This window comes from Candidatus Manganitrophus morganii, assembly GCA_021651055.1.
Taxonomy (GTDB): domain Bacteria; phylum Nitrospirota; class Nitrospiria; order SBBL01; family Manganitrophaceae; genus Manganitrophus; species Manganitrophus morganii.
Genome location: JAJHOH010000001.1, coordinates 667,110 through 680,586, shown reverse-complemented (window position 1 = coordinate 680,586; position 13,477 = coordinate 667,110). Strand labels below are relative to the sequence as shown.

General features: G+C 54.3%; 14 protein-coding genes. 9 read left to right on the top strand and 5 right to left on the bottom strand.

Going from position 1 to position 13,477, the window contains the following annotated elements:
- Positions 1-132: 132 nt before the first annotated feature.
- The 3 genes from ybeY to ftsY are packed head-to-tail and all read left to right on the top strand — an operon-like array spanning position 133 to position 1,889.
- Complete coding sequence (gene ybeY, locus MCM46_03105; protein MCG3110793.1) at positions 133-564, top strand: rRNA maturation RNase YbeY; 432 nt, start codon at positions 133-135, stop codon at positions 562-564.
- A 33-nt stretch (positions 565-597) separates the two neighbouring features.
- A complete protein-coding gene (locus MCM46_03100; GenBank protein MCG3110792.1) occupies positions 598-921 on the top strand; it encodes a hypothetical protein in 324 nt (107 codons plus the stop codon).
- Positions 922-962: 41 nt separating this feature from the next.
- Positions 963-1,889: a signal recognition particle-docking protein FtsY gene (gene ftsY / locus MCM46_03095; GenBank protein ID MCG3110791.1), complete on the top strand. Its 927-nt coding sequence runs from the start codon at positions 963-965 to the stop codon at positions 1,887-1,889.
- Positions 1,890-1,903: 14 nt separating this feature from the next.
- Here the strand turns inward: ftsY and MCM46_03090 are convergent, their stop codons facing one another.
- On the bottom strand, positions 1,904-3,928 hold the full coding sequence (locus MCM46_03090; protein MCG3110790.1) for a diguanylate cyclase: 2,025 nt from the start codon (positions 3,926-3,928) through the stop codon (positions 1,904-1,906).
- Between the two features lie 160 nt (positions 3,929-4,088).
- Here MCM46_03090 and uvrB point away from each other — a divergent pair, with 160 nt between their 5' ends.
- Positions 4,089-6,080 (top strand): excinuclease ABC subunit UvrB, encoded by a 1,992-nt coding sequence (gene uvrB, locus MCM46_03085; GenBank protein MCG3110789.1) that lies wholly within the window; start codon positions 4,089-4,091, stop codon positions 6,078-6,080.
- A 9-nt stretch (positions 6,081-6,089) separates the two neighbouring features.
- Here uvrB and MCM46_03080 read toward each other — a convergent pair whose 3' ends face one another.
- A complete protein-coding gene (locus MCM46_03080; protein ID MCG3110788.1) occupies positions 6,090-6,287 on the bottom strand; it encodes a DUF4321 domain-containing protein in 198 nt (65 codons plus the stop codon).
- A 192-nt stretch (positions 6,288-6,479) separates the two neighbouring features.
- Here MCM46_03080 and MCM46_03075 point away from each other — a divergent pair, with 192 nt between their 5' ends.
- The gene (locus MCM46_03075) at positions 6,480-7,583 is read left to right on the top strand and encodes a sensor domain-containing diguanylate cyclase (GenBank protein MCG3110787.1); all 1,104 of its coding nucleotides are present in this window, start codon (positions 6,480-6,482) and stop codon (positions 7,581-7,583) included.
- A gap of 86 nt (positions 7,584-7,669) precedes the next feature.
- Positions 7,670-9,361 carry an AsmA family protein gene (locus MCM46_03070; protein ID MCG3110786.1) on the top strand — a complete coding sequence of 564 codons (1,692 nt, stop codon included), beginning with the start codon at positions 7,670-7,672 and terminating at the stop codon, positions 9,359-9,361.
- 132 nt (positions 9,362-9,493) lie between these two features.
- On the opposite strand, the gene MCM46_03065 is transcribed toward MCM46_03070, so the two are convergent.
- Positions 9,494-9,676, bottom strand: a complete 183-nt coding sequence (locus tag MCM46_03065) for a hypothetical protein (GenBank protein ID MCG3110785.1) — start codon at positions 9,674-9,676, stop codon at positions 9,494-9,496.
- A 256-nt stretch (positions 9,677-9,932) separates the two neighbouring features.
- Here MCM46_03065 and MCM46_03060 point away from each other — a divergent pair, with 256 nt between their 5' ends.
- The 3 genes from MCM46_03060 to mtgA are packed head-to-tail and all read left to right on the top strand — an operon-like array spanning position 9,933 to position 12,731.
- Complete coding sequence (locus tag MCM46_03060) at positions 9,933-11,198, top strand: DEAD/DEAH box helicase (protein ID MCG3110784.1); 1,266 nt, start codon at positions 9,933-9,935, stop codon at positions 11,196-11,198.
- Between the two features lie 56 nt (positions 11,199-11,254).
- The gene (locus MCM46_03055) at positions 11,255-11,908 is read left to right on the top strand and encodes a 1-acyl-sn-glycerol-3-phosphate acyltransferase (protein ID MCG3110783.1); all 654 of its coding nucleotides are present in this window, start codon (positions 11,255-11,257) and stop codon (positions 11,906-11,908) included.
- 25 nt (positions 11,909-11,933) lie between these two features.
- Positions 11,934-12,731: a monofunctional biosynthetic peptidoglycan transglycosylase gene (gene mtgA / locus MCM46_03050; GenBank protein ID MCG3110782.1), complete on the top strand. Its 798-nt coding sequence runs from the start codon at positions 11,934-11,936 to the stop codon at positions 12,729-12,731.
- On the opposite strand, the gene MCM46_03045 is transcribed toward mtgA, so the two are convergent.
- Together MCM46_03045 and MCM46_03040 are read right to left on the bottom strand one after the other, a co-directional pair.
- Positions 12,712-13,050 (bottom strand): PilZ domain-containing protein, encoded by a 339-nt coding sequence (locus MCM46_03045; protein ID MCG3110781.1) that lies wholly within the window; start codon positions 13,048-13,050, stop codon positions 12,712-12,714. The two genes, mtgA and MCM46_03045, sit on opposite strands and share 20 nt — an antisense overlap.
- 19 nt (positions 13,051-13,069) lie before the next feature.
- Positions 13,070-13,474, bottom strand: coding sequence for a VOC family protein (locus MCM46_03040; GenBank protein MCG3110780.1), 405 nt, complete (start codon positions 13,472-13,474; stop codon positions 13,070-13,072).
- Positions 13,475-13,477 lie beyond the last annotated feature (3 nt).

Genomic DNA, 13,477 nt, shown 5'->3' with positions numbered 1-13,477 from the left:
TTTCTTCTGAGGTCATTTTTATTTCTTGTTCTTGTTTCCATCAACAGGTAGAATCTGCCGACGCTTGTCGGCGGCTCCTTATCGATTGACCCGATCTTCCGATCTTCTATTTAATTTATTATGCAAATTTCGATGCAAAACCGGCAGCGGACCTACCCGGTGAACCAAAAGAATCTCCTGAGGTGGGCCCGCCAAATTTTATCTCTGCAGAAGCTGGATCACGCTGAGATGGGAATTATTTTGGTGAATAATCGTCAAATCCGCGTTTATAATCGTGATTATAGAAAAAAAGATCAGCCGACCGATGTCCTCTCCTTTCCGATGCGGGAGGGGGTCGGAGGGGAGCTTCATCCTGATTTTCTCGGTGATGTGATGATCTCGTTGGAGCGGTCGGCGGAAGAAGCGATCTTGTATGGGAGATCCCGCCGCGAACAGTTGCTGATTCTCCTCATTCATGGAGTGCTCCATCTCCTCGGGTATGACCACGAACGATCTCCGAAGGAGGAGCGTCGAATGCAACGTCGAGAACGGCTTCTGTTCAAACGCATTTATCATCAGGAGTAGATAGTTTTTAATCAGATCCTCAAGAGAGCCGTTGTGGAAACCCGAGGAGCGGTTGGCGCCATCTTTCTTGATCGCGAGGGAGAGGAGATCGCCCATTACACAAGTCTTTCGGGAGATGAAATGAAATTGATGGGGGCGCATTACGGCATCGTCTGGCTTGAAATGAAGGCGATGGTATCTCGTCACCTTGCCTCTTCCGCGGCGGAAGCGATTTTTGCGGCAGAGAAGGGAATCTGCCTGATGCGGCCGGTGCAGAAAGAATATATGGTTCTCTTATTGGTGAATCCCTCGGAAGGGATCGGCCAGGCGAGGCGTTGGCTCCGTTGGGCGGCGGCTGAAATTCAAAAGGAGATTTAGGGGAGGCGAAGCGGCCTCTCCTGCGGGTTGGAAGGAGAGTGATGGCGGAAGGGTTTTGGGGAAAACTTGGGAAGGGATTGGCGAAAACAAGGGAATACTTGTCGTCCGGATTGGAGGCGGTTTTTCTCGATCAGCCGAACATCAATCAGGAAACATTGGACAGGTTGGAGGAGCTCCTCATCGGTTCCGATTTAGGAATGGAGGTGACCGACCGGTTGATGATCGGGCTTCGGGCCTCGGTCGAGCGAAAGGAGATCTCCAATCTCGCCTCCCTCAAAAAAAAGCTGAAGTCGTATCTGGTCGTCATCCTGAACAAGGGGGTTCCGCAGGAACCGCCGAAGACGACGCCGGTCGTCTCCCTCTTCGTCGGGGTGAACGGGGTCGGCAAGACCACCACCATCGCCAAGCGGGCCGCTCAATTGAGGCGAGAGGGGAAAACGGTCCTTCTTGCGGCGGCCGACACCTTCAGGGCGGCGGCCGGAGAGCAGCTCGCCATCTGGGGAGACCGGGTCGGCGCCGAGGTCGTCCGGCATCAGGAGGGGGCCGATCCCGCAGCGGTCGCCTTCGATGCCGTGAGCGCCGCCCTTGCGCGGAAGATCGATGCGGTTTTGATCGATACCGCCGGCCGTCTCCAGACGAAGAGCAATTTGATGGAAGAGTTAAAGAAGATTAAGCGGGTCATCGCCAAGGCGATTCCCGATGCCCCCCATGAGAGAATCCTGGTGCTCGACGCCACTACCGGCCAGAACGCGCTCTCCCAGGCGCGGCTTTTTCATGAGACGATCGGGGTGACGGGGATTATCCTGACGAAGCTGGACGGGACGGCAAAGGGGGGAATCATCGTCCCGATCGTCGAGGCCCTTTCGGTTCCGGTCACTTACGTCGGCGTCGGCGAAGAGGTGGACGATTTAATCCCGTTCAACATCGAGTCGTTTGCAGAGGGACTTTTTGAAAGCAGTAAGGAGTGAGGACCCGCCCTGATTTAAGAGAAGAGTCCATTATCAAATGTAATGACCCTGTTCTTTCCCTGCAGTTTCGCCTGGTAGAGGGCGCGGTCGGCATTTCGGATCAGCTCTTCGAACGTTTCGGCATCATCCGGGAAAGTGGCAAGACCGACGCTGACGGTCAGTCGGGCCAAATCGGAGTATTTTTTTTGTAGCGTTTCGTTCCGCTCGATTTCCCTGCACAACCTCTCTGCAATGATTCGCGCATCTTCCTTATTCGTCTGGGGAAGGATGATGGTGAATTCCTCCCCGCCGTAGCGCGCGGCGACGTCGATTGCCCGGATGTAGTTTCGAAGGGCCTGTCCGAGCAAAACCAGAATCTCGTCGCCTCCCAAATGACCAAAGGTATCGTTGAAGCCTTTGAAATTATCGATATCGACGATAATGAGGGAGACGGGGATCCGGTGGCGCCGGGATCGCTCGATCTCCTCCGTCAAGCGTTCTTGAAAGTAGCGGCGGTTCAGAAGGCCGGTCAGGGCGTCGGTGATCGAGATCCGTTTCAGCTCTTCCGTTTTCTCGTACAATTCGGACCGCTCGATGGCAATCGAGATGTAGCTGCCGATCGCCTGCAACAATTGGAGATCTTCCTCCGAGAAGACCTCTCCGGTAATTTTATCCGCCAGATTGATGACGCCGAGGGTTCGGTTTCTCAATTTGAGCGGAACACTGACGAAGGAAGGGGTGCGATATCGCGGCTTGGCCCCCTGTTGTACGCGAGGATCGTGGTTGAGATCTTGAACCAGAAGCGGGACGCCGGTTTCATAGACCGATCCCGCAATGCCTTCCCCCGGCTTCGAGTTGAACATTTCATAAACGGGCCGATTGATCCCCTTCATCGCTTTCACGGAGAGCTCATTTTTGAACTCGTCCAGGACCATCAACGATCCTTGCTCCGCCTGCAGGAGCTGAAGGGTCTGCTCCAAGATATTATGATGAAGGTGATGAAGGTAAAGGGGCGAATCGATCATGAGGGTGAGGTTCGAGAGGGCAATCATGATTTTCCGTTGTTCCGCCAATTGATTTTGAAGCTCGATATTTTCAACGGCAGACCCCGCCTGGCTGCAGAACGAAGAGATCATCGCGGTCTCTTCCGACGTGAGGATGGTGTCGAATATCGCCAGGGTTGATGTTGCGTTCCGGCCTTGGTAAAGGGGGAAGAGATAGCAGGAGGTCACGTCTTGCGGAAGTTTCGACTTCAGCAGGTCAAATGTCACGTCGTTGAAGACGAACGGATCGCCCCCGCTTCTTTTCTGAAAGAGAATGTCCAGGGACGCCTCCAATTGGTTAAACCGCTCCTTCTTCTCCCCGAAAACGGCGACGCCGCGGTAAGCTCCTTGTTTTTTTGTTTGATGGAAGATGCAGGCGCTTTTCAAGTTGAAGAGAATGCCGAGCGTATTCAGTAGCGTGCTGTGAAGGATTGAAATATTGCTGACGCTTTTGAACTGATTTCCCACATTGAGAAGGGTCGTCAGGTGGGCCGCCTTTCCCTGGTATTGACCGCGACGGTAGATGTTCTCCAACAGGGCGGTGGCGACGACTTGGAGATAGGAGGCGACCTGTTGAAACCCTTCTTGCGCGCCGGGGCAGGAGAGATCGACGTCGACCGGCAGCTTCTCGGATGAAATGCCCCACTCGGATGCATTTTGTTTGAAATGGGCATATTCATCGGGATGTTGATACACTTTCCCGCCGATCATGGCATAACTCATCTCGTTCGAGAGCCGGATCGGAATGACAAAATAGTTCAGATTGGCCTGGCATTTGGAAAAAGAGATCTGCTGCGTCTGAATCGCAAGATCAACCTGTTGCGCAAACGCATTCTGGCAAAGGGTCTCCCGCTCGGTCTGATGAACCAGGTGACAAAGGAGATGCTCACGCGTGATCGCTGTACAGGGCCGGTGTTTAGAGGGATCGTAGATAAAAAGGGATAAGCCGGTTAAAGACGATAGAGAATGCTGTATCTCTTCCCACTTGTGCCTGTTTAAATCTAGGGTTCGTTGCATAAATAGATTGCCTGTCCATTGGATGAAGAAGCCATTGAAAGCGACCAGATTCGCCTTTTTTCACCTGCCCTTTATAGTCCGATACACTTTTCGAAGTCAAGCCAAAAGATAGTAAGATTTATCCAGGTGTGTTATCATGCCATCTTCGAGGGTGTTTTACATGAATCCATTCAAGCTTCATTCGCATTTTACGCCGAGGGGAGACCAGCCGAACGCCATCCGTGCCCTTTCTGAAGGGGTCCGTCGGAGGGAGCCGCACCAGGTCCTCCTAGGTGTCACCGGCTCAGGAAAAACATATACGCTCGCCAATGTCATCGAGCAGGTCCAGAAGCCGACGCTCGTGATCGCCCACAACAAGACCTTGGCCGCGCAGCTCTACCACGAGTTTAAGACCTTTTTCCCTGAAAACGCGGTCGAGTACTTTGTCAGCTATTATGATTATTACCAGCCCGAGGCGTATATCCCCCACACCGATACCTTCATCGAAAAGGACTCTTCCATCAATGATGCCATCGACCGGATGCGGCATTCCGCGACCCGATCCCTCCTGGAGCGGAACGATATCATTATCGTCGCGTCGGTTTCTTGCATTTACGGCCTTGGATCGCCGGAGGCCTATCATGACATGTTGGTTTATCTGGAGGAAGGGAAAGAGATCGAGCGGGATCAGGTATTGAAGAAGCTGGTCGAAATCCAGTACGAGCGGAACGACTTTGATTTTTATCGGGGGACCTTCCGGGTGCGGGGAGATGTCATCGAAATCTTTCCGGCGTCATCGGAAGACCGCTGCATCCGCGTCGAATTTTTCGGCGATACAGTCGATGCGATTTATGAAGTCGATCCCCTCCGCGGAACGATCATTCAACGCCTTCCGAAGATTGCCGTCTATCCGGGGAGCCATTACGTGATCCCGCCCGATCGGCTCCATGTCGCATTGCAAGGGATTGAGGAAGAGCTTCACGATCGGATCAAGTTTTTTCGGGACCGGCAGATGCTTCTGGAGGCGCAACGGATCGAGCAGAGAACCGTCTTCGATTTGGAGATGATCCGGGAGATCGGATACTGCCAGGGGGTTGAGAATTACTCGCGCCACCTCTCGGGCCGAGCGCCGGGGCAGCCGCCGCCGACCCTGCTCGATTATTTCCCCGACGATTTTCTCCTGATCATCGACGAGAGCCATGCGACGGTCCCGCAGATCGGCGGGATGCAGGAGGGGGACCGGGCCCGCAAGACAAACCTGGTGGAGTATGGATTCCGGCTTCCTTCGGCGTTCGACAACCGTCCATTGAAGTTTCAGGAGTTCGAACAATTCATGCGGACCGTTCTCTATGTCTCGGCGACGCCCGGTCCGTATGAGCTTGAGCGGGCCCAGGGCCGGATCGTCGAGCAGGTGATCCGTCCGACCGGCCTGATGGATCCGGAGGTGGTCATCCGGCCGGCCAAAGGCCAGGTGGACGATCTGCTGGAGGAGATCCGAAAACGGGTCGACCGATCCGAGCGGGTTTTGGTTACGACCCTGACCAAGCGGATGGCCGAAGATCTGACCGAGTATTATCAAGAGATCGGGATCAAAGTCCGCTATCTCCACGCCGACATCGAAACAATGGAGCGGATGGAAATCATCCGCGATCTCCGGCTGGGAAAGTTCGATGTCCTGGTCGGAATCAACCTTCTTCGCGAGGGGCTCGATCTTCCGGAGGTGTCGCTGGTGGCGATTTTGGATGCCGACAAAGAGGGCTACCTTCGCTCCCACCGCTCATTGATCCAGACGGCGGGGCGGGCGGCCCGGCATGTTTCGGGAGAGGTGATCCTTTATGCCGATACGATGACGAAGTCGATGCGGATGATGATCGATGAGACGAACCGGCGTCGTCAGATCCAGGCGGCGTACAACATAGAACATGGCATCACCCCCGAATCGATCCGAAAGGTGATTCCCGAAACCCTTCGCGAGGCGGTCGAGGCGGACTATTACACGGTTCCGATCGCCGCGGAGGAGGGGGAGATGTATATCCCGGAAGAAGAGCTGCCGCGGGTTCTGCAGAGCCTGGAACGGGAGATGCGCGATGCGGCAAAACGCCTTGAATATGAGAAAGCGGCGGAGATTCGCGATCGCATCAAGCGGCTCAAGGAGGGGCAAGTCATCCGTTAAACGCCGATCTTATGCCTGTTTGTAAGTATAGATTCCCAGAATAATGCCGAGGAGACTGAGGAGATTGATTCGGAAGGTGAAGCCGAAGGTAAACGTCACCAAATGAAGATCAAAGGTAAACGGAGGGGTAATGCCGATATGGTACCCTTTGAGAAAAACATCTTTAAGAAGGCCGGAAGGAGAGAAGAGAAGTAGAATCTCTCCCATCACTCCACCTAACAGGCCTCCCGCCAAGATGAAGAAAATAAGCAACCAGGGTGTTCTTTTTAAAAGAGCCATCGCTGAGAAAACTATCTTTTTTTCGTTCCATTGTCAAGTCATTTCAAGGCCTCCTGAGAAAGGAGGGATTTTTCACTACGTCGTTGACATGCTTTTGATTAGAGGTTATCTTAAATTCTCATGAAGCTCCATCTTCTCGATCACCGACATTTGAACGTCCTGCTGGGACGCGAGCGAAAACAGAGAGCGCCCGATCGGGACGAGCCTGCCCTCGATCTAATGTTGAAGGAAATCCTGAAAAAAGCGAATCAATTCGTCCCGTCGGAGGCCGGCTCCATTTTGTTGGATGATCCGATCGGAAAGAAAGAACGGGAAGAGCTGGTTTTTGTCGCCTGTTTCGGGCCGGGCTCCTCGAAGCTTCCGGGCCTTCGGCTGTCGATCAACACCGGCATCGCCGGGGCGACCTATCTCTCCGGGAAGCCGTATTTAAGCAAGAACGTCAAGCGGGATAAGATGTTCTACGCCAAAATCGACAAGATCAGTCGATTCAGCACCCGTTCGATTATCTGTGCGCCGATCATCGTGGAAAATTCGATTTACGGCGTCATTGAATTAATCAATCGCAAAGGGAAGCCCAATTTTACCGAAGAAGAGTTGAAACTCCTCGAGATCTTCGCCGGGTATACATCGACATTGATTCAAAACGTATTGGACGCCCGCAAACATATCGAGCTGGCGAAGCGAGACGGATTGACGGGACTCTATAACGACCGCTATTTTCACACCCGTCTCGAGCGGGAGGTGCGGCAGGTCCGAAGGGGCCAGCATGACCTGATCCTCCTTTTTTTGGACATGGACCACTTCAAAGGGGTCAATGATCAATTCGGTCATCTGACCGGAAGCCATATTCTTCAAGAGGTCGGCGACGTTCTCCGGAAAGTCGTTCCGGCCCGGGGGACAACGGTCGCCCGTTACGGCGGCGATGAATTTGTCATCATCTTCTCTCAAACCACGCTGGAGGAAGTGGTGCAGGTGGCCGATCGGATTCGGACCGCGATCAAGAAATTCCCCTTCTCCACCGTGCCGATCAATGAAAAGGCGAAAGCCGAAACCCTTCAGGGACGGCTGACCTGCAGCATCGGGCTGGCCTCTTTGAAGAAACATGTCGGCAACGGCACTTCGAACAGCAATATCCGCCATCTTTTGATCCGTAAGGCGGATGCAGCGATGTACGTTGCAAAAGACCAGGGAAAAGACCGCATCTGCGTGGCCCCCCCCGCCTGAACGGATTTCGATTCATCCATCCGCCCAACTTGCTTCACCCGCTTCGGATTCCCTATAATAAAAGAAACATAAATCCGAGTGTGGTGATGAAGAAAATAGCGGTTATTCTGGGGGGGATTGTTCTGGTTTTGATCCTCATCCTTCTTTTGGCTCCGTTTTTGGTCGACCTCTCTTTTGTTAAATCGCGTTATTTGCCCCAAGTTGAAGCGGCATTGGGACGGTCGGTCGACGTCGAGAGCGTTCGCCTCTCGCTCTGGCCGCTTGGCGTTCAATTGAAAAAAGTCGTTGTCCGGGATGATCCTCAATTCTCCCCCGAAGATTTTTTCCGGTCCGATTCAGTCGTTGTGAGCTTCCGGCTTCTTCCGCTCTTGCAGAAAAGGGTGGAAGTGGAGGAGCTTCTTATTCAAAGCCCGGCGCTCCAACTGATCCAGGATGCGAACGGAAAATGGAACACATCGACCCTCGGCGGCGGCGAGAAATCCCCGCCGGGGGGGACAACATCCCCGCAAGAGCAACGTCCGATCGGAATTCTTGCGGATGAAGTGATCGTCAAAAACGGGCGGATCACACACGTTCGTCGTGTGAAGGGAGGGCCGCCGTTATCAACTTCCGCTGAAGACTTCGATCTTAAACTGTCCAACCTTCAGTTGGGTGAGATCGCTTCGATCGATCTGGAGACACGGATTGAACCGCAGGGGAAGCAGACAAGTTTGAAAGGACGGGTTGGACCGCTGACCACGGCGCTCAAACCGGAAACGATTGATCTTTCGGGAACCGTCGGGCGGAGCGATCTTCACCTCCAGGGGGGATACCAAAAAGGGCGCCTTCTCTTGAGGGCGAATGCGGAGCAGGTCGATCTTGACGAATTGATGCTCCTTCTGCCGCAAGAGGGGTCTCCTCCACAGAAGACCTCTCCTCCTCCGGGACCCCCTCCTTCCTCTCCGGGAACGACCCCGATGGAGGTCGATTTCACTGTGAAAGAGGTTCAGGTGAAAGGGATGGAGGTCTCGAATCTTTCGGGTCGAGCGAGGCTGAATCGAAAAGTCGGCGCGCTCGAAAATTTAAACGGCAATATCTGGGGGGGCCATTTTACGGGGAGCGGCCGGGTCGACTTATCGAGCGGCGCCTTCCCCTTCACAACAAACTTTGCGCTTCAAAAGGCCTCTCTCGGATCGGTCGTAAAGCAGTTCGTGCCGATCGATCCGGGCATTTTCAGCGGGACGACTTCGATCGGAGTGACGTTGCAAGGGAGTGGAGGAAACTGGGGAGCGCTTTCAAAGACGTTGACGGGGAAGGGGGAATGGGAAGTCGGAGAAGGGGAGATTAAGAATGTGAACCTTTTGAGAGAGGCTCTCGCCACGCTTCAGGTCCTCGATCAGGTTCAACTCCCGCTGGAGCCGAATACCCGATTTTCTTCCGCAAAAGGGGGGCTTCAGATCGACGCCGGCCGCATCGGGCTGAGCCGTCTTTCCATGGAGAATCCTCTTTTTGATCTTTTGGGAGAAGGGGAGGTCGGATTGGACGGTGTTTACCGCCTCCTCGGCGAGATGAGGCTGGCCGAGTCGGTTACACAGAAAATTCGAAGCACGCCGGTCGGGTCGCTCCTCCCGATGGAGGAGGAGAAGTTGGAGGTCCCGATCGAAATTGCAGGGACCCCTCAAGGCGCCCGCCTTGCCCTCCGTGAGGAAGCGCTGAAGGAGACGGCGGCGAAGCAGCTTCGGGAAAGACTGACAGAAAGGCTGGAAAAAGAGGGATTGGGAGGGCTACTGCAAAGATAGCTCCTCCCCCTGAACTCATCGGAACGACATCGGTTTGTAGATCATTTTTGTAGATCATTCAAGAGGAGGCGGTTCGGGCCGCATTGCCGCTGCTAAGGAGGGCCGCCTGCTCGAAGCGCCTTTATCGAACGGTCAGGGGAGATCTCTCTCCTTGACCGTTTTTCTTTTGTCCGCTCTGGCGCGTTCAATCGCTTCCATCGCGAGTTTTTCAACACGCTGACTGAGCGCCTGGAGAAATTCAGCGGAGGTGTTGAATTCAGATTTCTCTCGAATGTACTTCTTAATTTTCGAACTTACCACCAAGATATCGGCCATTCATTTCCTCCTTCAACTCTACGTTTACCCTATTGGAATATGAGAAAAGAACTCTACAAGTTCACGGTACGCGATCGGGGATTCATTCTACATCCAGTTAAAAATGTAGCATGAAAGAAGGAAGCCGCGCAACCAGAATTATTGAACGCCCCCTCCGCAACATAAAAACAAAACTTGTCCGGCGCGTCTGTTTGAGTTTCGCCGAGGTCAATCGGTCCTTGCATTTTCGCAAACGGCAGGGTAATATATCAACGATATGCCTACTGAATTTCGATCGTTGCCGATTCCTCCTTCTGTTCTTGAGGGGATTGAGTCTCTCGGTTTTAAAGAATGTACTCCGATCCAGGAGGGGACCCTTCCGATCACGCTTGCCGGTAAGGATGTCGCGGGTCAGGCCCAGACCGGGACCGGAAAGACCGCCGCCTTTCTCATCGCCATTTTTTCCCGCCTTCTCAAAACCGAGCCTTCCCCTTCCTCCAAGCTCTCTTCCCCGCGGGCGATCGTCATTGCCCCGACGCGGGAGCTGGTGATTCAAATTGCCAGAGAAGCAACCCTGCTCGGACAGAAGACCCCGTTTAACATCCAGGCCGTCTACGGCGGAATCGATTATCAGAAGCAGCGATCGATGCTGGGGGAAGGGGTCGATCTTCTCATCGGAACGCCGGGACGACTGATCGATTATTATAAGCAAAAGGTCTACGACCTTCGCCGTGTGGAGGTCCTCGTGATCGATGAGGCCGACCGGATGTTCGATATGGGATTTATCGCCGACCTTCGTTTTATGATGCGGCGTCTTCCTCCTTATCATAAGCGGCAGTCGATGCTCTTTTCCGCCACCCTCACGCAGCGTGTGATGGAGCTGGCTTATGAACATATGAATAATCCGATCAAGATCGAAGTCTCTCCCGAACAGATCACCGCAGAGAAGGTGGAACAGGTCCTGTTCCATGTGGAGCGGACAAAGAAGATCCCTCTCCTGCTCGGTTTGCTCAAGAGAGAAATTTGGGAGCGGGTGTTGATTTTTGTCAATACCAAAAACCAGGGGGAGGTGTTGGCGAACCGGCTGACCGAGCAAGGGTATCCGGCTCGGGCGATCACCGGCGACTTGCCTCAAAAACAGCGGATGAAGGCGTTGGAGCAATTCAAGGAGAGGAAGGTGCCGATCCTGGTGGCCACCGATGTCGCCTCGCGGGGGCTGCATATCGAGGGGGTCAGCCTCGTCGTGAATTACGATCTTCCCCAAGACCGGGAGGCTTATGTCCACCGGATTGGCCGGACCGCCCGCGCGGGCGCGGCGGGCAAGGCGTTGAGCCTGGCCGATGAGGAATATGTCATGGCCCTGGAGGAAATCGAGGAGTACATCGGACAGAAGATTCCGGTCGAATGGCCGGAAGACGATCTCTTCGTTCAGCCCAAATCGATCCCTCATTCCGAGCGGATACAAAGAACGCGGCCGGCCCATCCCCCTTCGCGCCCGACCAAGGGACGGACTTCCTCTTCAAGGCCGAGAAGGGGCCGGTGATCGGCCTTCTTCGATCAGCTTTATCGCTTCCATCCATCGTACACCCTCCATAAGTGATGCAATACGGTCCCGGCTTCTTTTTAAATCTGTGGCACCTCCTCGGACTTTCCTTCTGGCATTTTGTCTTCAAGTGGATCAATCGCGTCGAGGTCTTCGGCGAAGAAAATATCCCAAAACGGGGAGAGGAGGGGGTGATGCTTTTGTACAACCACATCTCGGCGATCGATCCCTTTCTGGTGGGAGCCACCAGCATGCCTTTTTTCTCCCCCGTCTGGTGGCGCGCCCCGGGGAAGGAAGAGCTGTTCGACATTCCGATCGTCCGGACGATCCTTTCCTCCTGGGGGGCTTTTCCGGTCCGGCGGGGAAAACGCGATCTGGTCGCGATGCAAAAAATGGCGGAAATGCTGTCGCATTCGGTCGTGGTGATCGCGCCGGAGGGGAGACGTTCTTCCGACGGCGCGCTCCAGCCGGGGCGGGCCGGTGTCGGAAAGATCCTTTACGACGCGCGCCCGCGAAAGGTGATTCCGGTCCGGGTGCGGGGGGTCGATCAGGTTTTACCGGTCGGGAAGATCCTTCCCCGAATCGGAAAGAAGACGACCATTGCCTATGGACCTCCGATCGACCTCTCGCCTTATTATTCCCTCCCCGATACGGTCGAAACTTCCCAGCGAATTGTTGATACAATAATGGAAGAGATCGCGAAGTTATAGCGCGTTCACGTCCGGTGAGATCAACATGAAACGGGTAAGGTTTCGATCGTTTGTTTTTCTTTGTCTCTTCATTATCCCCCTCTCCGTAGGAGCCTATCTTTTCTCCTACTGGCCGGAGGTGGAGCGGCTGGCCAAAACCAATCCGAAAACGACGGCCCTGATCGAAGCGCGGAGGGCGAAGGGAAAAAAAGAGGCGTCGATCTCGCTCGCCGCGCGCTGGCGGCCCCTTCGCCAGATCTCGCCCCACCTTCAGCGCGCCGTCATCGTTGCGGAGGATGCGCGTTTTTACCAGCATGGGGGATTTGATTGGGAGGCGATCGTGGAGGCGGCCGAGCGGGATTGGGCGGCGAAATCGTTCGAATACGGCGGGAGCACGATCAGCCAGCAGCTGGTCAAGAACCTCTATCTCTCTTCGGAGAAGAGCCCGATTCGAAAGATCAAGGAAGCGTTGATCACGTCGGTGATGGAGGCGAAGTTGAAAAAGCGGCGCATTCTGGAGGTTTACCTCAATGTGGTGGAGTGGGGAGGGGGGATTTATGGCGCGGAGGCGGCCGCCGACCATTATTTTTCCAAGCCTGCGGCGGAGTTGGCCCCTCAAGAGGCGGCTTTTCTGGCGGCGATTCTTCCCGCCCCCCGTTATTACCAGAATCGCCGGTCGACCCCTTATCTGCGAAAGCGGATCGATTCCATTCTTCAGGCAATGCAAAAACGCTATCCGGAGACCCGGATGGCGATGGAAAAGGAAATTCCAAAAGAAAGGACGATAGAAAACTCAGAGGGACCGGAAGGGGTGGAGACGGCGACTACCCCTCAAACTCCTTAGCCATTTCGATATGTGAGAGGATGACGAAATGGTTCTCTTCCGAGAGCTCTTCCGAAAACTCGATCCCCCCGGTCTGAAGGTGGCCGAAATTTTTGGCCCACCGAATGATCCCATTAATCGATTCCGAGTGGACCTTACCCTGCTCATCATTGAAGTAAAACGTCAGCGAGACTTCGCTTTTGACGGCAAGCGGGGTCAGGCAGCAGACGCCGATCCCTTTGTAGCTGAAATTGACCGCGACGACATGGAGACGGAAATCGTTCGATTCGATCTTCGCTTCGACAAAAATACTGTATCTTCTTAGCTTCCGCTGTTTCATCTTCTCCTCTTTTTGGAAGTCAACCGACCTCTTTTTCTAAGAGAACGATCTCTTCTCCATCGGGGCCTTGAATCATCGCAGCCCGCTCCCCCGGGACCGGCTCATAGGGGGGTTTGATCACCGGCACGTTTGCTTCCATGAGGCGCCGGACCGCCTCCTCTAAATTATTTACCCGAAAACCGATCGAGATCGGACCGACTGAATTGGGACTCCACGGTTTGATCAGCGCTTGTTCCGGCTTGCCGCTGTAAAGCTCGATCCGTCCTGTTCCGGAATCAAACCAAATAATTTTTCTCCCTTTGGGGCTTTTCTCTTCTTTGATCCGGGCCAAACCGAGGGTCTCGCCGTAGAAGGCGGCGGAGCGCTCCAGGTCGGCCGTTTGGATAGCGATGTGGTGAATCTGGAAGGGATGATCCTTCTGCATGAG